This window comes from Vibrio sp. 811, assembly GCF_033339195.1.
Window position 1 is genome coordinate 234,025 of record NZ_JAWOUB010000005.1, and the last position, 24,870, is coordinate 258,894.

The window sequence follows — 24,870 nt, forward strand, 5'->3', positions numbered from 1 at the left end:
GCAACGAATGAAAAATAAAGCACTAAGCATATTGGTTTTGCTGTGCGGCTCTGTGCTGGCGGGTTGTAGCTCTTCCGATCGTTCTGGCTCTTCCTCTATGGTTTATTATTCATCGGGTTATTACGATCCGTGGTGGTACGATCATGACGACTACTGGATTTATTACTATCCGGGCTGTTGCGATAACGACGATGAATACAAAGAGAAACTGGAAGAGTGGTGGAATGGTTTAGATGAAGACCAACAGCAATCCATCAAAGACAAAGTCGAAGATTGGAAAGACGACGATATGTCCGCCAATATCGATAACATGAAACGCCAACTTGACGATCATTGGCAATCACTGCCTGACGAGCAAAAGCAAGAGATTCGAACCCAATGGGAGAATCGTCCGGAGCATATTGAACCAGCGACTTTACAAGGCAAGGCGGTGAAAGAAAAGGTTCAACAAAGAAAAGCATTACCGGAAACGAAGATCCAGCGTCCAGTTGCTCGTCCAAATGTGCAGATACCTAAAGCACGTCCAAATATTCAACCTAGACCTAGGCTTCCTCGTCGCTAGTACATTCGATTTTTGTCTCTCGATAGAATCAGGATGAAGAGATAAAGATAATAAAGAAAGAAAAGGGGCGTTCAGTACGCCCCTTGTTGTATCTATAATTTAACCGTTGCCAGTTAGACTAATACGTGGCTTCGCGTTCAGCTGCTGCTTTATCCCACTCTGGCGCTACTGTTTCTAGGAAGTGTTTCTTGTCTGCGTTCATCTTATCCATATCCATGCCTAGTGCTTGTTGTGCTTTCGCTTTGGTCGAGATATCTGGAATTTGAACAGGGTCAGTAATGCCTTTGGTTGCCAGTAAACGAACCAATTTGGTACGGGCGTCAGCAGCGCGGTCAACTGCAGTACCTAGTACTTCAAGTGCTACCTCAGGAGCATGCATGTGAACACCGTGAGAAGCAATCGCGTAGTCCCAACGCCATTGTGCGTGGCGAATATCTTGTAGGATAGGTTCCATCTCTGCTTCTGTTGCACCTGCTTTCCACGCTGCGCCTGCTTCAAAGTGTGCCGCTACGATTTGCTTCTCGGCGGTTAGCTTCATGTTCAGTACTTGCGCTTTGCGAGTCGAGACGATGCCTTGTAGCTGCTCTTTAGTTTGGGTATGGCATTGCGCACAGGTGTCTTCAAAACGATCAAATGGGTTACCCACTTTGTGGTCTGTGTACACCGTACCGTCTTCTTTGGTCACTTTAGGCATGTGGCAGTCCACACACACCACTTTGTTTTTACCATGAATACCCGCTCTCCAAGTTTCGAAACCTGGATGTTGCGCTTTTAGCATCGGCGCTTTAGATACTGCATGTGTCCAGTCTTTGAAATTCAACGCGTCGTAGTATTTCTCCATGTCATTAACGGTGGTGCCCATATCCCATGGGAATTTAACCGCTTTAGTTGGGCCGGTGAAGTAGTATTCAACGTGACATTGAGCGCAGACCGATGCTTGCTTATCTAGGCGAGACTGTTCATCAAAGTTTTTACCAATAGTATCAAAAGCACGCTCGACGTATGGGCGAGTCAGTGCTAGCGCAGGTTCGCCTTTCTTGAAGGCTTCAGAGCCTGTGTTGTGGCAATCGGAACAACCGATAGGGTTGACGATTTCTGAGCCTAAGCGTGCCCATTTACCTTCGAAATAACCGTCTTCACCACGTTCATCAATCACGCGAGCAACGTCTGGGCTTTTACAGCTCCAGCACGCCATCGGCATAGGCCCGGACTTCTCGTCGGTTGGTGCGCCGGTACGTAAGGTTTGGCGAACATCATCAAGTGCGTAAAAGTGACCGCGCGCTTTGTTGTAGTCTTTCGCGAAGCCATAACCTGCCCACAGGATAACCATGTTTGGGTCTTCACTTAGAGCATCTTCAATGTGCTCACTTTCGGATGTTGCTTTCCAAGAATGGTATTGATCAGGGTGGTTCTGTTCAAAGACATCGTTACGAGGATCGATAAAATCCTTCTCTTCTGCCGCTAACGGAGCGTCAACCAAAAATAATTGGCTGGCGAATAAGGTCGCAACCGCGATAGGTGCGCTCATCCAGTGTTTTATGCTCACGGTGTTATCTCCATATTCGTTTTTATTAGCAGCGTTGTGAGAAGCTATTCCAAATAAGAACTGGAGATCTACGATTAATAATATTGCTTAATTGGATAGATGAAATAGTGAGCGAATCTTGTCTTGTTTTAGATCAATTTACACCAGTGATCTCAGTCATGTTTGAATTTATATACCCCTAAAGTGGTAGTGGTTAAGTCCTTGTTCGTCAATGTTTTGGGCTTTTAACCTTTTTAAAAATAGGGTGATTTAGTTCGCTTTTTGAGCAGGTGTTTCTACCCCTTATGAATAATAGAGGTATTATAAATATAGGTTTAGCGTTGTGGCTTTCCGAAATAAGAATTGATGTCATTTGAAGATTTGAAAAAATATCTTCAGAGGAAATTAATTGTCGCTCAAATAAATAATTGAGAATAGTTATCAATTATTATCGAGCTAAGGAAAGAACAATATGGGCAATATAAAATTGACCATAGAGACAATGCTGAAACTTCTCTTCGTCTTTGCCATCTATGGTTTCTCCATCGCCGCCCATGCGACTTCTTCAGAGCCGATTGAAGGTGCTCAAGCTGAGCGTCATCAAGTCGAGTTGATCCGTGACCGAGACTACAAGTGTCTGCAATGTCATAAGGATGCCAAAGAGACTCTGAACCTTTCGCATGACCCGCAAGCTCTACTCAGCCAAGGGAAGCAACTTAATTGCACCAATTGCCATAGCAACATTGGTCCTGACCATCGTGAAGGCGCGCCTGATGTGATTAAGTTTTCTGCCGCGCAATCGAAAGAGGTACACGACAAAGTGTTCCTTGATCCAAGCATGATTCTTAAAGCTAACAGCCAATGTGTGGATTGCCACGCACCGACACAGCTGAGAGAAAGCCACTGGACGCACGATGTGCACGCCAAAAACCTCACTTGTTCAAATTGTCACGATGTACACGCAGCGAAAACCAAAGCGTTGTCGTACGACAGAAAACAACTAATCAAGCAGTGTGTGGATTGTCACTCTGAATTTGCCGTCGAACCTGAACTTACCAAAGAAGAGGAGAGATAGCATGAAATGTTCGAGAAGAAACTTTTTAGCCGGCAGCGGCGCGTTGATTTTAACTACAGGCGTTGCAGGCACTTCCGTTGTTAGCTCCTCTCTTTATGCCAGCAGCAGTGAACAAGCGAAACGCATGGGTATGGTTCATGATGAAAATGCCTGTATTGGCTGTACCGCCTGTACTGATGCTTGTCGCGAAGTAAATAAAGTCCCTGAAGGCGTAACGCGACTTAAAATTCATCGCAGTGAACCGATTGGCGAATTCCCAGATGTGGAATACCAGTTTACTCGCGAATCCTGTCAGCACTGTGATAACCCACCATGTGTGTACGTTTGTCCAACAGGCGCTGCATACAAAGATGAAGCGACCGGCATCGTGGATGTACACAAAGAAAAATGTGTCGGATGTGGTTATTGCCTTGCCGCTTGCCCTTACCAAGTGCGCTTCTTTAATCCCGTCGATCACTCTGCGGATAAATGTAACTTCTGCCGTGATACCAACCTAGCGCAAGGTAAGCAGCCAGCTTGCGTGGAATCTTGCCCAACAAAAGCACTCATCTTTGGTGATTTAAATGACCCAACTAGCGAGGTGAGCAAAGCTATCGAAAGCCATGTTGTCTATCGCGATAAATCGCATTTAGGTACGCAACCTAAACTGTACAAAATTCCGCATAGCAAAGGGGAGGTGTCATCATGAACGGCTTCGAAAGTGCATTCCACTTTGACTCGTTAGTCTGGGATTGGATCATCGCGATTTACTTATTCCTTGCTGGGATGTCAGCAGGTGCGGTGATGATTTCTATCTATTTAAAACGCAAAGTGATTGAAGGTGATCCCGCAAACAACGGCATCATGAAAGCTATGGCTTGGCTTGCGCCATTTGGCATCATTGCTGGGTTGGTAATTTTGATTTTCCATTTAACCAAGCCTTTAGAGTTTTGGAAGATCATGATCTACTACAACCCAACGTCTGTGATGTCGATGGGCGTGATCTTGTTCCAAGTGTACATGATCGTGTTGTTTGTTTGGATCGGCGTTATCTTCCGCCATCAAATCATCAGCTTCTGTGAAGGGAAGTTACCAAGCAAACTGCTGGATTTTGCCGATGGCATTTTGATTAAGGCGGGGAAAGCCAACAACGCCATTGAATTGTTCTTGGGCTTCTTAGCCATCGTACTTGCAGCGTACACTGGCTTTCTATTGTCTGCGTTGAAGACTTATCCAATGCTAAACAATCCAGTACTGCCAATCTTGTTCCTGTTCTCTAGTTTGTCCTCGGGCGCAGCGGCATGCTTGATGTTCGGCATCTTGGTGTTTAAAGAGTCGACCAGCAGCCCAAGTGTATCTTGGGTGCACGGATTTGAACGCCCAGTAGTGTTGTTTGAGTTGTTTGTCTTAGTGACCTTCTTTACTGGATTGATCTTCAGCGGTGGTCAGAACGAAGTCGCGGCTTGGAATGCAATTTCGAGTGGATTCTGGGCTCAATGGTTCTGGGTTGGGGTAGTGTTCATCGGCATGATTACGCCTTTGACTCTCAATTGGTTGACGCCTTCTGAAGTGCGCCACAAAGGCAGTTACGTTTTTGTGGTCACGACGTTGAGCTTGGTTGGCGTACTTATGCTGCGTACTTTCATTCTCTATGCCGGTCAAATGACCGTAGTGTAAGGGGGATAAATGGAAGCTGAGCTAGGGTTCTTCTTACTGATATTGGTGGCTGTAACATCGACTTGTGCATCGTTGCTGCATTGGCTACGTCGTGCTATGAGTAAGAAGGCGACATTGCCGCATCAAGTCGCGATGTCCCACATCATTAGCTTAGCTTCCTTCATTTGTTTAGCACTTCTGATCGTCTGCTTCGTGCAAGACAACTTCGCGTTGGAATATGTTGTTACGCATTCCAACAGTCAACTTCCCGTAGCATTCAAGATTGCTGCCGCTTGGGGTGGGCACCAAGGCTCCATGTTGTTTTGGGTCGTCACCTTGAGTTTATGGGCGTCGTTTATTGCATTTAAGTCACCGCTCAACGCCCAATATACTTGTGACTGTTTAGGAATCATGAACGTTCTTATTGCGACATTTGCTTGGTTCACGTTAATGACCTCTAACCCGTTCGAGTATGCCCAAGTATTGGCGTCGGAAGGACGAGATCTAAACCCAATGTTGCAAGATGTTGGGCTTATCATTCATCCACCATTGCTTTATCTCGGTTATGTCGGTTACGCAGCAATATTAGCTTTTGCATTAGCAGCGCTATTGGGTAAACAACCGATGAGCGATTGGTATGTGGTTGCTCGAAGCGCAGCGTTTTTTGCATGGGGAACGCTCACGTTGGGTATCTTGGTGGGATCATGGTGGGCGTACAATGAGCTAGGGTGGGGCGGCTGGTGGTTTTGGGACCCTGTGGAGAACGCTTCTCTACTCCCTTGGCTTACTGGTACTGCTTTGTTGCACAGCGGTGTTGTCGCAACACGTAACAGAGGCGCAATTTGGAGCACCTATGCACTGGCGTTTGCTACGTTCAGCCTAAGCATTTTAGGGACATTCGTGGTGCGCTCTGGCGTGCTGACTTCAGTGCACGCTTTTGCGGTGGACCCAACTAAAGGTTTGGTGCTGATTGGTGTATTGAGCTTGCTTGTCATTATCACTTTTGGCGTACTGATTTTGCGAGGAGAACAACTCCCTCGTTTCAAACTTCAATCTCTAGCGAGCCGAGCTTACACTGCTTATATCGCCAAAGGGCTGCTGGTTATTGCGACTGCCATCGTTTTTCTTGGCACTTTTTATCCGATGGTTTATCAACTGCTCGGCTTAGGGAACATTTCGGTTGGCGCACCTTACTTTAATAGTCTGACCTTTCCATTCAGCATACTGGCTCTGATTGCCTTAGCATTCATGCCAGTGCTGAAATGGACAAAAGGCGCAGTTCCGAGTGGAAGCACTGATATCGCGATTAGTATTGCGTTATCTATAGTCTCTGGGAGCGGGTTTATGTTCTCAGTGAACGTACTGCATTTCGAAGTATTGCTAACCATAATATTGGCTACTTGGGTGATTGTGGCACATCTCGTTATGCTGTTTCGTTGTTCCAATAAGCGCAAACTCATGCCAATCGTGATGGCACATATCGGTTTTGCGCTGGCGGTGAGTGGAGCTGTATTCAACAGTCACTACTCATATGAACACAATTTACGTGTCGAACCCGGCAGTTCTCAACAAAGGGCGGGGATCACTATCGATTATCATGGTATCGAATGGCTGGTGGGGCCAAACTACACCGCTGAACAAGGACAGATCACCTTGCACTTGGAAGATGGCCGCATGTTCAATTTCAACCCGCAAAAGCGCCATTACCCTGTGCGAGTGATGAATATGACCGAGCCTGCGATTCGTTCACTATGGCATGGCGATTATTACGTGACATTGGGTGACAAAGTCGACACTCATGCTTATGCGATTAAAGTTCAGTACCGAGCAGGTATTTGGTGGATATGGTCTGGTGGGTTATTAGCTGTGTTTGGTGCGCTGTTAACCGGCCTAAAGAAAAAGAGAGAGGCTATCAATGCGATCGAGAAATACGCTTAAACTCGCAGGTCTCGTTTTGGCTGTTGCCGTGTTTACTGTAGTAACTGCGATGGGCTTGTCTGAGCGAGCACATGTTGAATTGTCCCCACAACGAAATTTAGAGACACCTAATTTTCGCTCTACTTCTCTGATCTCTGATGACATGGTTTCTGAGCAGCTGTTCAAAAGCGACGGATATAAATTATTGAATGTTTGGGCATCTTGGTGTGGGGTATGCAAGCGAGAGCATGAAAAGTTATTGCAGTTAGCAGAACTTGGTGTGCCTATTATTGGGCTGAATTATAGAGATCAAAAACAAGCCGCTCGTGAATATTTGAGCTCTAAACGAAATCCATATATTGAAGTAATTAGTGACCCTAATGGAAAGCTCGCTGTGGAGCTAGGTGTTATCGGAACGCCGGAAACTTACTTGATTGATCCAAATGGTCGTATATTGATCAAATATCGTGGAGAGCTAACGGCAGATAAATGGAACGATATATTTTCAGGATACTTGAATGTTTCGATTTAATAATCTTCTCCTCACTTTAATCCTATTTATACTATTTTCTCCTTTCACGAGAAGTGCGGATATAGAACAGAATGTTGATCTGTTTGAATTTCATTCTGTTGAAGTGCAACAGCGTGCAACCTCGTTAGCCAAGACATTACGCTGCCCGCAGTGTCAAAACCAAAACCTTGTCGAGTCTAATGCACAAGCGGCTAAAGACCTGAGGTTGAAAGTGTATACGATGGCCAATGAAGGCAGCTCAGATCAAGAAATAAAGGACTATCTAGTTGCTCGTTATGGGAATATTGTTCTGTATCAACCACCATTAAATTATTCCACGGCGCTGTTGTGGATCTTTCCTGTGCTATTTTTGATCTTTTTTGTCTTATATTCGATCCGAATGGTGAAGCGTAATTAATGTGACCGTTATTCCACTATTAAAAATAAATTGTGCACTTAACAAGCAGAATGTTATCATTTTTCCGAATTTATGAAGTTTCCAGTATAAATAAAATAAAAATTTTGAGCTGGATAAGTAATAAAAGAACGAAATAGGTGCACGCAGTGGATTCAGTTATATTACAACTTAAAAAAGACTTCTATTCGCAGATTCGTGCATTGCAATCACCGAACCTGCCTCAAGTTACTTCAACGCTCGCCGTGTTGACCGACGAGGAAATCCAAGAACTCGAAGCAGTTTGGATTGAACTCGCCGTTTGGAAGCGCAGTCAGACCCATTAAAAGATAGACCAAACGACCTTCTTGAAACCCCAGACAAAATTTGTCTGGGGTTTTTTATTGTAGTTTTTTTAAATTGTTATAATATAACAATTGTTCAGTTGGAGAGTGTTTCTCTTTTGCTGTCTTGAGTGGATAACTGCCCTCAATTGTGATCTCTATATTGCAAAATGCGGTATCAGTCCCCATAGTTGAAGAGCAACGAGTAAATCCCATGAATGCAATAACGAAAACGCACCAAGCGCATCAAGCAATAAATCGAGTGAGTATAGATATGGCGGAAGTACGTGCCAGAGTAGATTTTAAAGTCGGGGCAAAAAGTAACATTGATGCCGAAATTCTGTCTTTCCATGGTCTGAAGACAGACAAAGAGCATGTTGCTATTATCTTTAAACAAGCGGACCAAACTCAGGACATGCCTTTAGTTCGTATGCACTCTGAGTGTTTGACAGGCGATGTGTTCCACTCTTCACGCTGTGACTGTGGTGAGCAACTAGAAGAGACGATCAATCGCATGGGCGAGTCCGGTGGTATCATCTTGTATCTCCGTCAGGAAGGTCGTGGTATTGGTTTGTACAATAAGATCGATGCATACCGCTTACAAAGCCAGGGCATGAACACGTACGAAGCTAACAACCATTTGGGCTTTGATGATGACCTGCGTGATTTCACAGAAGCAGCACAAATGCTAGAAGCTTTAGGCGTGAATAAGATCCGCCTTGTGACGAACAACCCTAAGAAAATCCGTGAGTTATCTGAGTACGGAATTGAAATTGGCGAGGTTGTCAATACCTCTGCACATATCAAAGATGGCAACGAAAATTATCTGAAGGCAAAAGTCTCTCACGGAAAACATGACCTAAAGGTTTAATCCTAAAGATAAAACTGACAATAAAGTCTGTGAAAAACCTCATTTTTATGAGGTTTTTTTGTATCTGGAGTTGCAAATAAATTGTAAATTTGTATTATCTCGAGACTAAAGTGCAAATAAGAATAATTAGCACTACCAATACGATAATTGAAAAGCTCAACAAGGATGCTTCAGATGAATGCAAAAAAAGTTTTAGTCCAATCTATTGCTGCATCACTCCTCATTGCCAGTGGTTCTACCGTTGCTGCCACTGTAACTAAACAACAAGTAGTCGAACATTACGCGGACGTTGCCCATGCTGTGTTTGCTGATTCAGTAACAACAGCGAAGGCGCTTGACGTAAAAATCGACGAATTTCTAAAATCACCATCAGCGAAAAAGCTTGAAGAAGTAAAACAAGCTTGGCTAGATTCTCGCGTGCCTTACCAACAGTCTGAAGTTTTCCGTTTTGGTAACGCGATTGTTGACGATTGGGAAGGTCAGCTGAACGCATGGCCACTTGATGAAGGTCTGATTGACTACGTAGCAGCTGATTACCAATACGAATTGGGTAACGAGGGCGCGGCTGCCAACATCATCGCGAACACTAGCCTACAGATCGGTGCTTCTAAACTGGACGTTTCAAAAATCACTCCAGAATTGCTAGCGGATCTAAACGAAGTAGGCGGTTCTGAGGCAAACGTTGCATCAGGTTACCACGCGATTGAATTCTTGCTTTGGGGTCAAGACCTAAACGGCACTAACGCGGGTGCAGGTCAACGTGCTTACACTGATTTCGTTGTCGGTTCTGAGTGTACGAATGGTCATTGTGACCGTCGTGGTGAGTACCTAAAAGCAGCCGCTGATCTACTGGTTCAAGACCTTGAGTGGATGGAAAAGCAGTGGTCTGCTGAAGTGAAAGGTAACTACCGTGAAGAGCTACTAAACGAATCTGCTGATAATGGTCTTCGTAAGATGCTATTCGGCATGGGTTCTCTTTCTCTAGGTGAGCTAGCGGGTGAGCGCATGAAGGTGGCACTAGAAGCGAACTCAACTGAAGACGAGCACGATTGTTTCTCAGACAACACGCATAATTCTCACTACTACAATGAGCAAGGCATCTACAACGTTTACACAGGTACATACAAAGGTGTAAACGGCAAAGAGTTATCTGGTCCAAGTATTGCTGATCTTGTTGCTCAAAAAGATAAGAAAGCGGCGAGCGAAATTCAAAAACAGTTTGATACAACACTTAGCCAAGTTGGTGCGCTAGTGACTTCTGCAGAGAAGAACAACCAGCACTTTGACCAACTTATTGCAGCGGGTAACGCACAGGGCAACGCGCTAGTAAACGACACCATCATGTCGTTGGTAGCACAAACCGGTGCGATTGAGCGCGCGGCAAGCATTGTCGGCATCGACAGCCTAAGCCCTGATACTGCTGACCACGAGTTTTAATAAGAAAACCATAATAAATAAGGGCTCTTTGTGAGCCCTTTTGACGTTTGAGCTCGTTGTTATCACCCTTGTTGTCTATGTAGAGCAATGATATGAAGCCATACCTAATTTCTGCGCTAGCCGCGATCCTTTCTTCTTCTGCCATGGCTTACGATGTTAAGTCTGGAGGCAAAACCAGTGTTAAAAAAGACGGCGCGAATGCCTATTCTCTTCCTGCTGCTAACTTGCCAATGAGCAAACGCCTCGATTTTAGCGTCGGTAACAGCTTTTTCCGCAACCCTTGGGTACAAGCGCCAGCGTCAACAGACGCTCGTGATGGCCTAGGTCCGCTTTTTAACACCAATGGTTGTCAGAGCTGTCACATCAAAGACGGTCGTGGTCATCCGCCAGAGAAAGATGATTTACATGCCGTGTCTATGTTAGTGCGCTTAAGCATTCCTGCGATGACGCCAGAACAAAAGAAAGCCTACATCAAAGACGGTGGCATACCTGAGCCGACTTATGGTGGTCAGCTTCAAGATTTCGCCCTGCAAGATCAAACGCCAGAAGGCAAAATCGAAATCACTTACACCGATGTCCCAGTGAAATTTAAAGACGGTACGACGGTGACGCTAAGAAAACCTCATTTGAACATTACCGATCTGGGTTACGGCGATATGCACCCTGATACCGAGTTCTCCGCACGCGTGGCACCGCCAATGATCGGCCTTGGTTTGTTAGAGAGTATTCCCGACGAAACGCTACTTGCTTGGGCTGATGAACAAGATGCCGACAAAGACGGTATCTCAGGCAAAGTCAATAAGGTGTGGGATATTGAGAAGGACGACTTCTCGATTGGTCGTTTTGGCTGGAAAGCAGGACAACCGACGCTAATGCAGCAAAATGCAGCAGCATTTAATGGTGATGTGGGTCTTACGAGCCATTTATTCCCAAATGAAAACTGTACCTCGAAACAAAGCATTTGTGACGACATGCCAAATGGCGGCAAACCAGAAGTGAGTGAAAATATTCTCGACTTCGTAGAGTTTTACAGCCAGCACTTAGCTGTACCTATTCGCCGTAATGTCAATGACCCTAACGTGAAACTTGGTCAGCAAATCTTTGCTGCGTCTGGCTGTGAAAGCTGCCACAAGACCAGTGTTAAAACGGCGAAACGACCAGAGTTACCAGCGCTTTCTGAGCAGCTTATCCACCCATACACCGACATGCTTTTGCATGACATGGGTGAAGGCTTAGCCGATAACCGTCCGGAATATCAAGCAAACGGCCGCGAGTGGCGAACAGCACCGCTATGGGGCATTGGTTATACCGAAGAAGTAAACGGACACACTTACTTTCTACATGATGGCCGCGCTCGTAACCTGATGGAAGCGGTGTTGTGGCACGGCGGCGAAGCTGAAACGGCGAAACAAAACGTCTTAGCACTGAACAAAAAAGAACGTGACGCATTGATTGCGTTTCTGAATTCTCTATAAGGAAGCAGCCATGAAAAAAACACTATTAGTGAGTGCGATTGCCGCAACGTTAAGTTTGGTTGGTTGCCAATCGACCATCGGTTCGAGCTCTGCCAAGCCTGAGAGTACAAGTCATATTTCTCAAAGCGTGTACGAGGTCGAGTTTCAATCAGCTCAGACGTTTTTAGCGCAAACCACAGAACTTGAACAGCGCTTCGCGGATTACTGCGCATCAGAGTCGAAAGATGATGCACAAGTAAAACAGCAGTGGCATCAAACGATGCTTGCGTGGATGGCATTACAAGGTCAAGAACGTGGCCCTGCTACGGCATTGGAGCAAAGCTGGAATGTTCAGTTTTGGCCAGATAAAAAGAACACCACTGGTCGTAAAATGTCTGTACTGACGAAATCTGATCAAGTTTGGAGTGCAGAAGATATTTCCACCCAAAGTGTCACCGTGCAAGGTTTAGGGGCTCTGGAATGGCTGCTTTACGATAAAGCGTCGACCTTATCTAGCAACGGCAATACTTGTGCGACAGGCGTTTCGATTGCTGAAAACCTTGATGACAAAGCGCAGATCATCGCGGATTCTTGGGCAGAGAACCCTTGGAAATCGCTAGAGATGACGGAATGGGAATCTGAGTACATTTCACTGCTCTCGAATCAGCTTGAATACAGCATGAAGAAGTTGAGCCGACCGCTAGCGAAGATTGGTAAGCCTCGCCCGTATTTCTCAGAATCGTGGCGTTCCGAGACCTCGCTTTCAAACTTAAAAGCCAACCTTCAAGGGATGGAGGCGTTGTACTTTGCTAACGGGAATGGTTTAGATGCGCTACTTAGAGAGCAAGGCCATGCAGATCTCGCAGACCGTGTCGTTCATCAGTTTGAAATGGCGTTAGAAACTTGGCCAGAAGATAAGAGCTTGTTTGCTGCACTACAAACAAAAGAAGGCTATCGCATGGTGCTCTCTCAATACAATAAGCTAGAGCAATTGAAGTACCTGATTCACGAAGAAGTGGCGATCGAGCTTGGCGTAGTTATAGGATTTAATGCAACCGATGGTGACTGATCAAACCCGCCGAACCTTGCTGAAAGCCGCTCTATTCGGGGCGGCTATACCTATGATGCCATTTGGTTGTGCTTCAACAAGCTCACGTGAACCTGCGTTGATCGGCTGTTCTATCATTGGTCGAGATAAATTCGCAGCGGTGGTGGCGGATGAGCATGGTATGCCGCTATCTTCATTGCCGATTCCTGGGCGTGGTCACGGTGTGGCAACAAACCAACAAGGCCACGCCGTAGTTTTTGGTCGTCGACCAGGTACTTTCTTCATGGTGTTTGATTATCGCTCAGAGCAGATGATCAAACTGCAACTAGCAAAGTCAAATCGTCATTTCTATGGGCATGGCGTTTACTCCCATGACGGCACATTACTATTTGCCACAGAAGGTGAGAGGGGGACAAGCCGTGGGATCATTGGTGTTTATGATGTACAGAAGCAATATCAAAAGATCGATGAGTTAACGGGTTTTGGTCTTGGTCCTCATGAAGTGATCATGATGCCTGATGGCGCATTAGCGATTGGCGTCGGTGGCGTACACACCAACGGCCGTGAACCTCTCAATCTTGATAGCATGAGACCTAGCCTGAGTTACCTTTCACAGGAAGGGGAGCTATTGGATCAAGTGTCTTTACCGGATCATAAGTTGAGTATTCGCCATTTAGCTCATGATGGTGCGGAAACCGTGCTTTGTGGTCAGCAATATCGTGGTGAGCCGGACGAGTATCCAGCCTTGATCGCCATGCACACGCGTGGTGGTGAAATGCAAGATCTTCAAGCTGAGCCTGAAGAGTGGGCGCGTTTCAATCACTACGTTGCGAGTATTGCAGCAACCGATGAATGGATCTTAGCCACTTCGCCTCCGGGCAGTTGTTATGGTATATGGTCTAAATCTACGGGCAAATTGGTCGAGCTAAGTGCGTTACCAGATGCCTCTGGTGTTGTGGTCTATGGCGATGAGTTCCGAGTCAGTTCTGGGGCGGGAAAAGTGGTTGAACAAAGGCCTGAAGAGTCAAAAAATACCTTCGCGAGCGGTGTGCAATGGGATAACCATTGGTCGAGAATTACCTAGAAAGATCATTGAGTAAGCACTTATTGAGAATTTTGTTGTCGTTTTCGGCATCAGATTCTTAATTTTAAACCTGCAAGCTGTGAGATATTTGCCATACTTTTTATTATGGCAAGTAGCGCAAGGATCATTTCAGTGTTTGCTAGGGTTTTAATCATGACGGCACTTCTGGTGCCGTTTTGCAGCTTTTCCACCGTCGTTTCTCTCGAAGCTTCAGCGCAAGTCGAGCAAGAGGGAGCGGTACAAAAGCTGTCTGTAGAAAAAATGATCCATTATCCAGAGGTGATTGATCAACTGTATCAAAGCACCAATTACCGTTTGAACTGGGAAAATGAAAGTGATATTGAGCAGTTTCTTTTTCAAGTAAACCTGGTTGCACTTGCGGATGTCACCGATGAATTCGAAAATCAACTTCACCGGATAAACCAAGTAAGGTGGCAGGGAGATAATCTCGACTTCGATTTAGTGATGACAGATTCACTCTTGATGTACCTTAGTTATCTTGAGCAACTCCCCGAAGAAGGGATTAATTGGCTATTTACAGACAAAGCCCATGTTACGTTACCCGCTCCTAGCATCGATACTTTATCGGTTTTGAGTAATGAGATTACGGTTGGCAAACTTGGTCAGTTTTTGGCAAGTCTCCGGTCTCCATTACAAACAGATGATGCTTTCTACTCCGCATATTCTTCGCTATCGGAACATTCTCAGTACCAATATCCTGCCTATCAACAAACTGGGCTAGCACGTGTTGGCGATATATTAGAAAACAGACCCCTATTGATTGAGCGAATGGAGATCGTAGGCGTAGATGTTTCTTACTTGGATTTAGTCACTGAAGAATATGACGAACAATTAGAGCTTGCGATAAAAGAGTTCCAGCGTATTCATGGTTTGAAAGAAGATGGCGTTATCGGCCCGAATACCATTCGATGGATCAACTTTTCTCCTCAAGAGAGATTGCATCTGCTGGCGTTGAATTCTGAGCGTTCAAGAATTTGGTCGAAAGAAAGGGATAATGTTGTCTTTGTTAACGTGCCTGGATACGAAGTCACGTATTGGCATGACGGTCAACCCTTGTTTGAGTCTAAAGTCGTGGTAGGGAGAGCATCAAGAAAAACGCCCATCATGTCGGTAGCACTGGATTCAGTTATTCTCAACCCAACTTGGAACGTGCCTTGGACTATCATGGTTAAAGACATTATTCCTAAAGTAAAACGTAATCCGATGTATTTGATTAACCATAACATTCAAATCATTCGGTCTTGGACTTCGAACGAAATTATTGACCCTACAACCATCAATTGGGCAACGGTGAATCCGAGAACATTTCCTTATCGTATGCGACAGGCGTCGGGCTTACAAAATGCACTGGGATTGTACAAGTTCAATATGCCTAACCCACAAGCTATTTATTTGCATGACACGCCAAGTAAGAACTTGTTTGAACAGGACAGACGCGCATTCAGCTCAGGATGTGTCCGTGTCGAACATGCAGACCAGTTAGCAGAACTTCTGTTCAAAACTCAGGGGTTGGAAGAACGTTTAGCGAAAAAGCGAGAAAGTTCTCGTCGGTCTAACACGTCAGTTCCTTTGGGAGAGCGCATTCAAGTACACATCATTTATCAAACAGCATGGTTGGAAGAGGGAACGCTTTACTACCGTGATGATATCTATAAGTACGATCACCGCAGTTGAAATCTTTAAGGAAAATTTACAAAACGAAGAATTCTCTTTTCGTTCAATAATTAATCAATAATTACTGCATCTGAAAATCAAGATGGAGTGTTTTATGCATTTGACGTGACAAATGTGTTTGGTTAATGTCCACGACTTGTCTAGTTGTTGAGCACTGTATTTTGAAATGGTAAGTCGTAACTTTTCCCGCCGAGATTTCCTTAAAATGACCGCTGGTGGTGTGGTGTTGGCGTCTGCCCTGCCATCATTTTCTTGGGCTTCACTCCCTGACGAGCCACGTGCGCTGGCGATGAACAACCTTAATACTGGAGAGATCCTCGAAACATGCTATTTCGATGGAAAACGATACATTAATGATGAACTGCAAAGGCTGAATGAGTTTTGTCGAGACCATCGACGAAATGAGGTTCATCCGATGGATCGACGCTTGTTCGATCAAATAAGCCAAATTCAAAAGTTAATTGGTACAGAAGCAGAGGTGATCGTCATTTCAGGTTACCGTTCTCCTGCCACTAACGCCTCGCTGCGCAACGGGGCTTCTCGTGTAGCGAAAAAGAGCATGCACATGGAAGGGAAGGCCATTGATTTTCGTTTAGACGGCGTGAAGCTTTCAACGGTTCGTGATGCTGCATTAAGCCTAAAAGCCGGTGGCGTGGGTTATTATCCAGGTAGTAACTTTGTTCATATCGATACGGGAGCTGTTCGTTCCTGGTAGTTCTAGTTGAGACAAGGTTTCTAGTCTCAGAACGTCGTCGATTACCCACAGTTCAAAGCTTGAAGTCGCTAGGCCTTAGTGTCATAGTTGCGGCAGTTTTCACGCAAATTTATTCGGTATAGGTTATCTATGGCTCTGAAATACCAAGTTGTTCCAGTAACATCTTTCTCTCAAAACTGTTCTATTGTCTGGTGTGACGAAACCATGAAAGGTATTGTGGTTGACCCAGGCGGCGATGAAAAGCAGCTCGCTATGCTCATCAAAGAGCTGGGTGTTGACGTGGTAAACCTAGTGCTAACACACGGTCACTTGGACCACGTAGGTGGCACGCAGCCGCTGTCTGCACTGCTTGGCGGTACAGAGATTGTTGGCCCTCACAAGGCAGATAACTTCTGGTTGCAAGGTTTGGAAGGTCAGAGCCAAATGTTTGGTTTCCCGCTGACAGAAGCGTTTGAACCGCACCAATGGCTAAATGAGGGTGACACTGTCACTTTCGGTAATCAAGTGCTGAACGTATTCCATACACCTGGTCATACACCTGGTCACGTTGTGCTTTACAGCGAAGAAGCGCGTTTAGCGTTTGTGGGTGACGTTTTGTTTAACGGTAGCATTGGTCGAACTGACTTCCCACAAGGCGATTTCAATACGTTGATTAGCTCTATCAAAGAGAAATTGTGGCCTTTAGGCAATGATGTCACGTTTGTCCCTGGTCACGGCCCTCAATCGACTTTCGGTCACGAGCGTAAAACTAACCCGTTCGTTGCTGACGAGATGCCGCTTTACTAAAAGTGCGTGTACTAAGCATTATTCTGGCTCGGCGGCAGCTAAGTATCGCCGAGTCAGTCCCACAAAGTCCTCAGCCTCACGATCTAGATCACTTGCTGATATAAATAGATCGTAGCCGTAGAAACCTCTCTGATACTTCATCCGGTTGGCGAGCATCGCTAACAAACCTTTGTACTCAATCCCATCTCTATTTATATACGGTTTAGGGTCAAGCACCATATCCTCAAACTTATCTTCACACTGATTTTGTTTCGCGCCTAAGTAAAGCAGTGCTCGCTGGCTGAGGAGAATTTCTGTCGCTATACGAGGGCAGATTGAATTTAAGTAGGGTGAGTAGTGTTTTAGACGAATACCGATCCAAGGTAGCGGTTGGTGCCACCCTTCCTGTTGGTAGCTACAAATACCGATTGACTCAATATTTCGCCATCTGACGACCCAACCTCCTTTAAAAAGGTGTTGCTGAAAGTGAGAAGCTGTCAGCGTAAAAGTGACTTGGCTTTTCTTAATCATCAAGATGGCGAAACCAACGATTGCAGACATCAAAATGACCGACAACATGGCTTGCTTCCATCCCGGAGAAATGGCAACCAAAAACAAAGTGATGAGTGCAACGAGCAACAAAAGTATTCTGTTGATAGGGGAGTCGGGTTTGAAATGTGAATTTGTTAGGTGCAGCGTTTCCATGCTTATAACCTCATCGAATACTTGTCCAAAAATAAGTGGGTAGCTTTATGTGCATTGATTTGCATTTAAAATAAAACAAACCTCTGTTTTTATACCCAGTATTCAATAAATCCGTTCATAAAATATCTGATTAAATAGTAGACGTTCTATGCTTTGAGCGCATTTTTCATCGCGTTTCGCCGCTAAAACCTACAAATTGCTTGTGAATTTTGGTATAAAACGCGCTTCAAATTTTCATCCCTGCTGAGATGCAGTGAACTGGAGAAATATTCAATGAGACTTGCTCATAAGCGTAAAGTGCAGATGAAACTGCAAAAACGCATTAAAGCGACAGTAGCAAACTTAGCTGCAGCACCTAAAGCAGTGAAGCCTGTTGCGGAAAAAGCAGTAGCACCTTCTGTTGCTGAAAAAGCTGTTGCGGAGAAAGTAGTAGCTGATAAAAAAGTAGCTGCAGTGAAAACAGTTGATGTTGCCCTTACTCCTAAGCAACAACAAGTATTAGACATCGTTATGGCGAATGCTGAAGGTATTAACCCTAAAGGCATCGGTCTAGCTGCAGGTCAAGAAGATACTAAAGCGGCATCATGGGCTACTGGCGCACTAAAGAAGCTTCTTGAAGAAAACCTAGTTCAAAAAGAGCAGTTAGCAGGTAACAAAGTTATCTACAAAGCAGTTTAATTACCGCTACCGTTCTGGATTGAATACCTCGGCCGATGCCGAGGTATTTTTTTATCTTGGTATTGGAAATAATGCATTAAGTACTGACTTTAACACTACCAATAAGTGGTTTGTCACATTTTCTTAAATACTATGTAAATTTTTTGGCAGAAAAATACGTACGTATTGTCTTTTATTTTTATTCATAGATAAAAATATAATTTATTGATTTTGCTATTAACAGTCTTTTGTCATGACGATTGTCCTACGTACTTGTACGTAATACCTTAGGCTAATGCCTTATTGATGAATTACTCGCTTCCGTGTTCATGCCCATTTCGCATTAGACAACATTGTTACATCTTTTATACCGAATACAGCCAATCCTAATGAAATGGATGACAACAATAACCTTGGTGATAAAGGACGTGAACGATGAGTCTAATCCAAAAATCTTTAAAACGAGTGCTCAAAACAACCGCTGTCGCTGCCGCGATGGCACTCGCAGCGACTTCTGTAAACGCTGCTGAAAAAGTCTATCGTTTAAAGCTTGCTGAAACTTGGGGGCCTAATTTCCCAATTTTTGGTGATACCACAAAAAACATGGCCAAAATGGCGGAAGAGATGTCCAACGGACGTTTGCAAATCCGCATTGATTCCGCAAACAAGCATAAAGCGCCTTTTGGGGTGTTTGATATGGTTAAGTCGGGTCAGTATGACATGGGCCACTCAGCGTCTTATTACTGGAAGGGTAAGGTTCCAAACACACTTTACTTCACTTCTATGCCCTTCGGTATGTTGCCAACTGAGCAGTATGCATGGTTTTACTACGGCGGTGGTATGGAGCTGATGGAAAAAGTGTACTCTCCACATAACTTGATGTCTTTCCCTGGCGGTAATACCGATACTCAGATGGGCGGGTGGTTCCAAAAAGAGATCAAGTCCGTCGAGGACTTACAGGGTTTGAAAATGCGTATCCCAGGGTTTGCTGGTGAGATTTTGGCTGAGTTAGGTGCCAAGCCAACGAATATCGCCCCTGGTGAGCTATATACTTCTCTAGAGCGTCGCACAATTGATGCCTTGGAATGGGTTGGTCCATCGCTGGATCTACGTATGGGCTTCCACAAAATCGCGCCTTACTACTACACAGGTTGGCATGAGCCAGCGACTGAGCTTCAGTTCCTCGTTAACAAGCGTACCTGGAATCGTCTACCTGATGATCTAAAAGCGATTTTGCAAGTAGCCATGAAAACGGCCGCTTACGATATGTACACGCAATCGAAACACGAAAGCGGCAAAAACTGGGCATCTATTAAGTCTGAATACCCAAATGTTGAAGTAAAAGATTTCCCACCTGAAGTAGTAGCTGCGTTGCGAGAAGCAAACGATCGTTTGTTGAAAGAACATGCAGAAAAAGATGCTTTGGCGAAAGAGATTCAAGAGTCGCAAGCGAACTATATGAATCAAGTTCGACCATGGTCAGATATTTCGCACCGAGCGTACTTAAACAGTCAAGCTCAACAATAACGTTATGAAGCAGGCGATGCCGAGAGGTTTAGCCTGCTATCGAAGCCCAAGAAAACTTCATAATGAATGCTCCGCACCATAGCGGAGCGCATCTAAACGTTCCACGGAGTTCGGAATGAGAAGTCTTATTTATATTGAGCGATTATTTAACCGCTTTAGCGATTTCCTCGGATGGTTATCCAGCATCCTGTTTATTTTGTTGTTAGCAAACGTTGTGTACGACGTTGTCATGCGTTACGTGTTTAATGATGTGTCTATCGCATTCCAAGAAATGGAATGGCATCTATTCTCTGCCGTGTTCTTGCTTGGTGTGCCTTACGCAATTAAGTCCGGTGGCCATGTTCGCGTCGACATTTTTTATGAACGCTTATCTTACAAAGCACAATCCATCATCGACATCATAGGCACACTATTTTTCTTATTCCCTTTTTGCCTACTGGTAGCTTGGTTTGGTGTTGATTTCGCTAAGGAAAGTTACGCGTTAGGCGAGACGTCTGGTGACCCAGGTGGCTTACCATATCGTTGGATTATCAAAGCGATGATTCCGCTGTCATTTTTCTTTATGGCGGTGAGTGGTATTGGATTGTTACTTCATTCAATCAACAAAATTGTCAACCCTCATCTCATCTATGCCGGTAATAACGGTAAGTCGTAAAAGGAAGTCATTATGATCGGTATAGTGATGTTTTTTGTTGCGCTCTTTGCGCTTCTATTGGGATTTCCCGTTGCCTTTACTTTTGGTGGTATCGCGCTGATTTTTGGTGTTTGGGCTGAAGGCATCGAGATGTTTGCTTTTATGCCATATCGAATTCAGTCCATTATGGAAAATACGGTGCTAATGGCCGTACCGCTGTTCGTTTTTATGGGGCTAGTGCTACAGAAAACGAAGCTTGCTGAACAGCTACTAGAATCAATGGGGCGTTTGTTCGGTGGCGTTCGCGGTGGTATCGCTATTTCTACCGTGTTAGTTGGCGCATTGCTTGCAGCTTCAACGGGTGTGGTAGGCGCATCAGTTGTTGCGATGGGCTTAATATCTCTTCCTGTGATGCTCAAGTACAATTACGACAAAGGTTTAGCGTGTGGGACTATTTGTGCGTCTGGCACGTTGGGCCAAATTATCCCACCTTCTATAGTGTTGATCTTGTTGGGTGATGTACTTGGCGTACCGGTAGGGGACCTATTTCAAGCTGCGATCTGGCCCGGTATTACACTTGTTGGCGCCTATGTGATCTATATTCTCATCTACGCGAAGTTGAACCCTCAAGCCGCACAGGCGATAGAGCGCGATGAATCGATCAGTCGTAAACAAGAAGTGCTCACCGCACTGAAAGCTGTATTGCCACCTTTAGCATTGATCATCGTGGTATTGGGCTCCATCTTTGCAGGGATTGCAACACCAACAGAGTCAGCGGCACTGGGCGGTGCAGGTGCGATAATTTTATCACTATTGTATAAACAGTTTAGTTGGTCGATGATTTATGATGCATCAAAAGAGACAGTTAAAGTAACCGCAATGGTCTTTGCGATCTTACTTGGTGCGACCGCCTTTTCAATGGCATTTACCTACACTGGTGGTGATTATTTAGTTGAAGAGTGGATGTTAGAACTGCCGGGTGAAAAGTGGGGATTCCTTATTATTACCATGGTGGTGATTCTGATTTTAGGTTTCTTTATCGACTTCGTTGAAATCTGTTTTATCATCGTGCCAATTATTGCGCCAGTCGCTGAATTGATGGGCATTAATATGACGTGGTTTGCGATTCTTATTGCGATGAACTTACAGACGTCGTTCCTCACACCGCCATTTGGCTTTAGTTTGTTCTATCTAAAAGGTGTCGCTCCAGCAGGGGTTACTACGCGAGATATCTACAAAGGTGTGATGCCATTCATCGCGATTCAGATTGTTGTGTTGGCGTCTTTGCTGTTTTTCCCAGGTTTTTACGGTATGAGTTAATCACTCGATAATAAAGAGATTTTGTGAACTGAGAGTTTTTACCTTTTGAGACAAGTTGTTAAGCTGTTAATTATGTCTATGCAGACACAATCGATTCGTTTGTACTGCTAAGATAGTAAGCTGTAAAGGCAGCGTTTCATGGAGGGAAGGGATGCCTCTCAAAGCAAAGTTAATTCTGCTGACACTGATACCCGTGGTATTGGTGTCAGCGAGTATCAGCTGGATCTCTATCTATCAAACCAAGACCCTTGGCAAAAGGGAGGTGGAGATCTTTCATCAAAACCTGATCCAATCAAAAGAAGCGGCGCTTAAAGACACAGTCGACGTCGCTTTTGACTCCATTTCTTACATCTACAACGATCCGACTTTAGAAGAGAGTGTTGCCAAAACGCGTGTGAAAGCGATTTTAAATCGTTTGAGTTATGGGTCGGACGGCTATTTTTTTGCTTATGATAAATATGGTACCAACCTTGTACACCCAGTTCTTCCGGAGCTTGTCGGGGAAAACTTACTCTATCTTGAAGACGAAAATGGCGATCGCTTAATCGAAGCTTTATTGTATCAAGCGCAATCAGGTGGTGGATTTCATCAGTACCTGTGGCAAAAGCCATCTACAGGTGAAGTTGTCCCTAAGCTTAGTTACGCTGCATGGCTCGATAAGTGGGAATGGATGATAGGGACTGGGCTGTATATTGAGGATGTCAGCCGAGAAGTCGCCAATATGCGCGCGGCAGTGAACAAAAATATCGAAACGACATTTTTCTCAGTCGTCGTGATCTTAGCGGTGACCGTTGCTGTAATCATTGTTCTCACTTTGGCGATCAATCTGCACGAGCATCGCCTCGCTGATAAGAACCTGAAAGAATTGGCACATAAAACCGTGATGTTCCAAGAAGATGAGAAAAAGCATTTAGCGCGAGAACTGCACGATGGAATCAATCAGTTGTTAGTCTCCAGTAAATGTCATTTAGACTTAATGAGTCATAGACTTGAAGACGAAAAACTCAAATCCCACTTAGATAAATCACAACGATCGCTCGTCACCGCGATAAATGAGGTGCGGCATATTTCTCATCAGCTCCGTCCAAGCGCCCTCGATGATATCGGTTTAGAAGCAGCACTGACGACCTTGCTACAGGATTTTCATTCCCATTCCGGGATTGATATCGAGAGCAATTTCGATACTCAGCAGCACAAACTGACTTCGGAAGTCGCAACGACGCTATATCGCGTCGCTCAGGAGTCTTTGAATAACATTGAAAAACATGCGCGAGCGAAAAAAGTAACGGTTACTTTGCAAAAAATGGGCAATATGCTGCAATTACTCATACGTGATGATGGCGTTGGATTTGTGGTTAACCAAGCAGTGCACCAACAAGGGATTGGGTTAAGGAACATGCAAGAGCGTGTAGAGTTCATCGGTGGTGAATTTGAGCTAATGAGTGAGCTTGGCTTGGGAACAGAGATTACTGTGCTGCTTAATTTGGATGAAATAGTTTATGGATAAACCGATTAGTGTAGTGATTGTCGATGATCATCAAGTGGTATTGGATGGCTTCATGGCTCGTTTGGAGTTAGAGCCTGACATCGAAGTGGTGGGTACAGCAAGCAATGGCTTGGAAGCGATAGAGGTCGCAAAGCACTTGCAACCGGACGTCATATTGATGGATATCAGCATGCCAATAATGAACGGTATTGAAGCGACTGGTGTGATTAAAGAAGCTCGCCCAGAGAGCAAAATACTTATGTTGACCATGCACGATAATCGCGAGTACATCATGAAGGTCATGCAAGCTGGTGCCGTAGGATATATGCTCAAGGAAATCTCGGCCGAGAAAATGGTGCAAGCAATAAAAACGGTTAACCAAGGCTCGACGTATTTCTGTGAATCCGTCACACAAACACTCTTTACCCAAGAAGTGGTGCCTGCCACGCAAAAAACGAATCCTCTCAGCCGCAGGGAAGAAGCGGTACTTAAATTAGTTGCTCAAGGAAACAGCAGCAAGAAAATCGCCACTTTACTCAATATTAGTTATCGAACGGTAGAGACGCATCGCCATAACATTAAGCACAAGTTGGACTTACATTCGACGGCAGAGTTAGCAAAATATGCGTTTGAAACTGGGTTGACTGAGTAGGAGAGTAGTGCCCGCAAAAAGCGAGCACGTGGGAGCGAAACTAATCGGCTTTGGTAATGCTACCAAGCTCTAGCATTGGAGCAACATCGATGTCCTCTGCATTCATCATCGTCGAGATGCGTTGAACGGAAGATAGTAGAAGGGATTGCTCCCATTCTTCCAATTTTTGGAATCGATTAATGAAGTGCTCTTGCAGCGGCGTTGGTGCTTGTTTTAAGGCTTCTTGGCCCTTGCTCGTAAGTACAGCATGCACTTTACGCTTGTCTTGAACACTGCGCTGACGCTCAACAAACTGGCCTCGTTCTAGTCTATCTAGAATGGTCGTTGCGGTCGCTTGGCTCATGTTAGTGTGGCTAGACAACTGTTTAATCGTCACGTTATCTAAGTCATTGATAGCGCGCATCAAAATCAACTGTGGAGCAGTCAATCCAGACTCTTTGCTCAGCTTTTTAGAATGTAAATCAATAGCGCGGATGATCTGACGAATCGAGACCAATACTTCTTCGTACTTTTCCAATTTATTCATCCAGTCTGTAGGGAACATTTATCGAGGCGACACTAACTTAAATGCGCCCTTATTTAAAGGGGGGAAATCAAAAATTACCTCTACAATTTTACGCCGTGTCCTCAATACCATTTTGTCGCGCCTTTTCGACAAAATAAGAAGAGCTAAAATTATTATAGCAATAAATGTTTGTGGTCTAACTATTGTAGTAGTGATTTGTTCTATCAAAGGCCGTAACCACACAGTGAAAAGTAAGTTATTGGATTTTTTAATAGCAAAAAGATAGACAAAAACGTGTCAAATGATAGGATCTTGCGCCTTCACGGAATGCAAAACGTATCGTGTTCGAAAG

At 44.7% G+C, this 24,870-nt stretch carries 25 protein-coding genes; 22 read left to right on the top strand and 3 right to left on the bottom strand.

All coding sequences use genetic code 11. The features are described from left to right. Positions 1 to 7: 7 nt before the first annotated feature. Positions 8 to 562 carry a hypothetical protein gene (locus R7Q46_RS11040; RefSeq protein WP_262647510.1) on the top strand — a complete coding sequence of 185 codons (555 nt, stop codon included), beginning with the start codon at positions 8 to 10 and terminating at the stop codon, positions 560 to 562. Between the two features lie 118 nt (positions 563 to 680). Here R7Q46_RS11040 and nrfA read toward each other — a convergent pair whose 3' ends face one another. Beyond that, a complete protein-coding gene (nrfA, locus tag R7Q46_RS11045; RefSeq protein WP_025998734.1) occupies positions 681 to 2,108 on the bottom strand; it encodes an ammonia-forming nitrite reductase cytochrome c552 subunit in 1,428 nt (475 codons plus the stop codon). Positions 2,109 to 2,559: 451 nt separating this feature from the next. On the opposite strand from nrfA, the gene nrfB reads away from it, so the two are divergent. The 15 genes from nrfB to R7Q46_RS11120 all read left to right on the top strand — a co-directional run bounded on the left by nrfB (position 2,560) and on the right by R7Q46_RS11120 (position 17,053). Then, positions 2,560 to 3,162: a cytochrome c nitrite reductase pentaheme subunit gene (gene nrfB / locus R7Q46_RS11050; RefSeq protein ID WP_171371060.1), complete on the top strand. Its 603-nt coding sequence runs from the start codon at positions 2,560 to 2,562 to the stop codon at positions 3,160 to 3,162. Position 3,163: 1 nt separating this feature from the next. Beyond that, complete coding sequence (nrfC, locus tag R7Q46_RS11055) at positions 3,164 to 3,850, top strand: cytochrome c nitrite reductase Fe-S protein (RefSeq protein WP_262647508.1); 687 nt, start codon at positions 3,164 to 3,166, stop codon at positions 3,848 to 3,850. Beyond that, a complete protein-coding gene (gene nrfD / locus R7Q46_RS11060) occupies positions 3,847 to 4,818 on the top strand; it encodes a cytochrome c nitrite reductase subunit NrfD (protein WP_115386150.1) in 972 nt (323 codons plus the stop codon). The genes nrfC and nrfD overlap by 4 nt, the downstream gene beginning before the upstream one ends. Positions 4,819 to 4,827: 9 nt before the next feature. Next, positions 4,828 to 6,735, top strand: coding sequence for a heme lyase CcmF/NrfE family subunit (locus R7Q46_RS11065; protein ID WP_213871694.1), 1,908 nt, complete (start codon positions 4,828 to 4,830; stop codon positions 6,733 to 6,735). Then, positions 6,713 to 7,246 (top strand): DsbE family thiol:disulfide interchange protein, encoded by a 534-nt coding sequence (locus R7Q46_RS11070; protein WP_213871693.1) that lies wholly within the window; start codon positions 6,713 to 6,715, stop codon positions 7,244 to 7,246. Before R7Q46_RS11065 ends, R7Q46_RS11070 begins: the two co-directional genes overlap by 23 nt. Beyond that, positions 7,233 to 7,643 (top strand): heme lyase NrfEFG subunit NrfF, encoded by a 411-nt coding sequence (nrfF, locus tag R7Q46_RS11075; protein WP_025767282.1) that lies wholly within the window; start codon positions 7,233 to 7,235, stop codon positions 7,641 to 7,643. Before R7Q46_RS11070 ends, nrfF begins: the two co-directional genes overlap by 14 nt. A gap of 146 nt (positions 7,644 to 7,789) precedes the next feature. Then, the gene (locus R7Q46_RS11080) at positions 7,790 to 7,966 is read left to right on the top strand and encodes a hypothetical protein (protein WP_020480909.1); all 177 of its coding nucleotides are present in this window, start codon (positions 7,790 to 7,792) and stop codon (positions 7,964 to 7,966) included. Between the two features lie 271 nt (positions 7,967 to 8,237). Continuing rightward, complete coding sequence (locus R7Q46_RS11085) at positions 8,238 to 8,834, top strand: GTP cyclohydrolase II (protein WP_025767283.1); 597 nt, start codon at positions 8,238 to 8,240, stop codon at positions 8,832 to 8,834. A 174-nt stretch (positions 8,835 to 9,008) separates the two neighbouring features. Beyond that, positions 9,009 to 10,271: an imelysin family protein gene (locus R7Q46_RS11090; protein WP_238843784.1), complete on the top strand. Its 1,263-nt coding sequence runs from the start codon at positions 9,009 to 9,011 to the stop codon at positions 10,269 to 10,271. 92 nt (positions 10,272 to 10,363) lie between these two features. Next, positions 10,364 to 11,746 (top strand): di-heme oxidoredictase family protein, encoded by a 1,383-nt coding sequence (locus R7Q46_RS11095; RefSeq protein ID WP_318077502.1) that lies wholly within the window; start codon positions 10,364 to 10,366, stop codon positions 11,744 to 11,746. 10 nt (positions 11,747 to 11,756) lie between these two features. Further along, complete coding sequence (locus tag R7Q46_RS11100; protein ID WP_053304296.1) at positions 11,757 to 12,794, top strand: imelysin family protein; 1,038 nt, start codon at positions 11,757 to 11,759, stop codon at positions 12,792 to 12,794. Further along, a complete protein-coding gene (locus R7Q46_RS11105) occupies positions 12,775 to 13,857 on the top strand; it encodes a DUF1513 domain-containing protein (protein WP_138940456.1) in 1,083 nt (360 codons plus the stop codon). The genes R7Q46_RS11100 and R7Q46_RS11105 overlap by 20 nt, the downstream gene beginning before the upstream one ends. Positions 13,858 to 14,010: 153 nt before the next feature. Continuing rightward, positions 14,011 to 15,552: a L,D-transpeptidase family protein gene (locus R7Q46_RS11110; protein ID WP_005376852.1), complete on the top strand. Its 1,542-nt coding sequence runs from the start codon at positions 14,011 to 14,013 to the stop codon at positions 15,550 to 15,552. 166 nt (positions 15,553 to 15,718) lie between these two features. Continuing rightward, the gene (locus R7Q46_RS11115) at positions 15,719 to 16,267 is read left to right on the top strand and encodes a DUF882 domain-containing protein (protein WP_213871690.1); all 549 of its coding nucleotides are present in this window, start codon (positions 15,719 to 15,721) and stop codon (positions 16,265 to 16,267) included. Between the two features lie 129 nt (positions 16,268 to 16,396). After that, positions 16,397 to 17,053 (top strand): MBL fold metallo-hydrolase, encoded by a 657-nt coding sequence (locus R7Q46_RS11120; RefSeq protein ID WP_054577695.1) that lies wholly within the window; start codon positions 16,397 to 16,399, stop codon positions 17,051 to 17,053. 18 nt (positions 17,054 to 17,071) lie between these two features. Here R7Q46_RS11120 and R7Q46_RS11125 read toward each other — a convergent pair whose 3' ends face one another. Next, positions 17,072 to 17,737: a DUF2982 domain-containing protein gene (locus R7Q46_RS11125; protein WP_005376857.1), complete on the bottom strand. Its 666-nt coding sequence runs from the start codon at positions 17,735 to 17,737 to the stop codon at positions 17,072 to 17,074. 273 nt (positions 17,738 to 18,010) lie between these two features. On the opposite strand from R7Q46_RS11125, the gene R7Q46_RS11130 reads away from it, so the two are divergent. From R7Q46_RS11130 to R7Q46_RS11155, 6 genes are all read left to right on the top strand, one after another. Next, positions 18,011 to 18,415 carry a hypothetical protein gene (locus R7Q46_RS11130; RefSeq protein WP_005376863.1) on the top strand — a complete coding sequence of 135 codons (405 nt, stop codon included), beginning with the start codon at positions 18,011 to 18,013 and terminating at the stop codon, positions 18,413 to 18,415. Positions 18,416 to 18,829: 414 nt separating this feature from the next. Further along, a complete protein-coding gene (locus tag R7Q46_RS11135; protein ID WP_017636112.1) occupies positions 18,830 to 19,921 on the top strand; it encodes a TRAP transporter substrate-binding protein in 1,092 nt (363 codons plus the stop codon). A gap of 115 nt (positions 19,922 to 20,036) precedes the next feature. Then, a complete protein-coding gene (locus R7Q46_RS11140) occupies positions 20,037 to 20,576 on the top strand; it encodes a TRAP transporter small permease subunit (protein ID WP_053306570.1) in 540 nt (179 codons plus the stop codon). A 12-nt stretch (positions 20,577 to 20,588) separates the two neighbouring features. After that, the gene (locus R7Q46_RS11145; protein ID WP_005376871.1) at positions 20,589 to 21,875 is read left to right on the top strand and encodes a TRAP transporter large permease; all 1,287 of its coding nucleotides are present in this window, start codon (positions 20,589 to 20,591) and stop codon (positions 21,873 to 21,875) included. A 151-nt stretch (positions 21,876 to 22,026) separates the two neighbouring features. Further along, positions 22,027 to 23,382 (top strand): cache domain-containing protein, encoded by a 1,356-nt coding sequence (locus tag R7Q46_RS11150; RefSeq protein ID WP_005386831.1) that lies wholly within the window; start codon positions 22,027 to 22,029, stop codon positions 23,380 to 23,382. Beyond that, positions 23,375 to 24,013 carry a response regulator gene (locus R7Q46_RS11155; protein WP_005376875.1) on the top strand — a complete coding sequence of 213 codons (639 nt, stop codon included), beginning with the start codon at positions 23,375 to 23,377 and terminating at the stop codon, positions 24,011 to 24,013. Before R7Q46_RS11150 ends, R7Q46_RS11155 begins: the two co-directional genes overlap by 8 nt. Positions 24,014 to 24,053: 40 nt before the next feature. On the opposite strand, the gene R7Q46_RS11160 is transcribed toward R7Q46_RS11155, so the two are convergent. Then, positions 24,054 to 24,530, bottom strand: coding sequence for a MarR family winged helix-turn-helix transcriptional regulator (locus tag R7Q46_RS11160; protein ID WP_005376877.1), 477 nt, complete (start codon positions 24,528 to 24,530; stop codon positions 24,054 to 24,056). Positions 24,531 to 24,870: the final 340 nt, after the last annotated feature.

Excerpts from the sequence above, each read along its gene's own strand:
- R7Q46_RS11040 (WP_262647510.1), top strand. The coding sequence starts at position 8 with ATGAAAAATAAAGCACTAAGCATATTGGTTTTGCTGTGCGGCTCTGTG.
- nrfB (WP_171371060.1), top strand. The coding sequence starts at position 2,560 with ATGGGCAATATAAAATTGACCATAGAGACAATGCTGAAACTTCTCTTC.
- nrfC (WP_262647508.1), top strand. The coding sequence starts at position 3,164 with ATGAAATGTTCGAGAAGAAACTTTTTAGCCGGCAGCGGCGCGTTGATT.
- nrfD (WP_115386150.1), top strand. The coding sequence starts at position 3,847 with ATGAACGGCTTCGAAAGTGCATTCCACTTTGACTCGTTAGTCTGGGAT.
- R7Q46_RS11065 (WP_213871694.1), top strand. The coding sequence starts at position 4,828 with ATGGAAGCTGAGCTAGGGTTCTTCTTACTGATATTGGTGGCTGTAACA.
- R7Q46_RS11070 (WP_213871693.1), top strand. The coding sequence starts at position 6,713 with ATGCGATCGAGAAATACGCTTAAACTCGCAGGTCTCGTTTTGGCTGTT.
- nrfF (WP_025767282.1), top strand. The coding sequence starts at position 7,233 with ATGTTTCGATTTAATAATCTTCTCCTCACTTTAATCCTATTTATACTA.
- R7Q46_RS11085 (WP_025767283.1), top strand. The coding sequence starts at position 8,238 with ATGGCGGAAGTACGTGCCAGAGTAGATTTTAAAGTCGGGGCAAAAAGT.
- R7Q46_RS11090 (WP_238843784.1), top strand. The coding sequence starts at position 9,009 with ATGAATGCAAAAAAAGTTTTAGTCCAATCTATTGCTGCATCACTCCTC.
- R7Q46_RS11095 (WP_318077502.1), top strand. The coding sequence starts at position 10,364 with ATGAAGCCATACCTAATTTCTGCGCTAGCCGCGATCCTTTCTTCTTCT.
- R7Q46_RS11100 (WP_053304296.1), top strand. The coding sequence starts at position 11,757 with ATGAAAAAAACACTATTAGTGAGTGCGATTGCCGCAACGTTAAGTTTG.
- R7Q46_RS11105 (WP_138940456.1), top strand. The coding sequence starts at position 12,775 with ATGCAACCGATGGTGACTGATCAAACCCGCCGAACCTTGCTGAAAGCC.
- R7Q46_RS11110 (WP_005376852.1), top strand. The coding sequence starts at position 14,011 with ATGACGGCACTTCTGGTGCCGTTTTGCAGCTTTTCCACCGTCGTTTCT.
- R7Q46_RS11115 (WP_213871690.1), top strand. The coding sequence starts at position 15,719 with ATGGTAAGTCGTAACTTTTCCCGCCGAGATTTCCTTAAAATGACCGCT.
- R7Q46_RS11120 (WP_054577695.1), top strand. The coding sequence starts at position 16,397 with ATGGCTCTGAAATACCAAGTTGTTCCAGTAACATCTTTCTCTCAAAAC.
- R7Q46_RS11125 (WP_005376857.1), bottom strand. The coding sequence starts at position 17,737 with ATGGAAACGCTGCACCTAACAAATTCACATTTCAAACCCGACTCCCCT.
- R7Q46_RS11130 (WP_005376863.1), top strand. The coding sequence starts at position 18,011 with ATGAGACTTGCTCATAAGCGTAAAGTGCAGATGAAACTGCAAAAACGC.
- R7Q46_RS11135 (WP_017636112.1), top strand. The coding sequence starts at position 18,830 with ATGAGTCTAATCCAAAAATCTTTAAAACGAGTGCTCAAAACAACCGCT.
- R7Q46_RS11140 (WP_053306570.1), top strand. The coding sequence starts at position 20,037 with ATGAGAAGTCTTATTTATATTGAGCGATTATTTAACCGCTTTAGCGAT.
- R7Q46_RS11145 (WP_005376871.1), top strand. The coding sequence starts at position 20,589 with ATGATCGGTATAGTGATGTTTTTTGTTGCGCTCTTTGCGCTTCTATTG.
- R7Q46_RS11150 (WP_005386831.1), top strand. The coding sequence starts at position 22,027 with ATGCCTCTCAAAGCAAAGTTAATTCTGCTGACACTGATACCCGTGGTA.
- R7Q46_RS11155 (WP_005376875.1), top strand. The coding sequence starts at position 23,375 with ATGGATAAACCGATTAGTGTAGTGATTGTCGATGATCATCAAGTGGTA.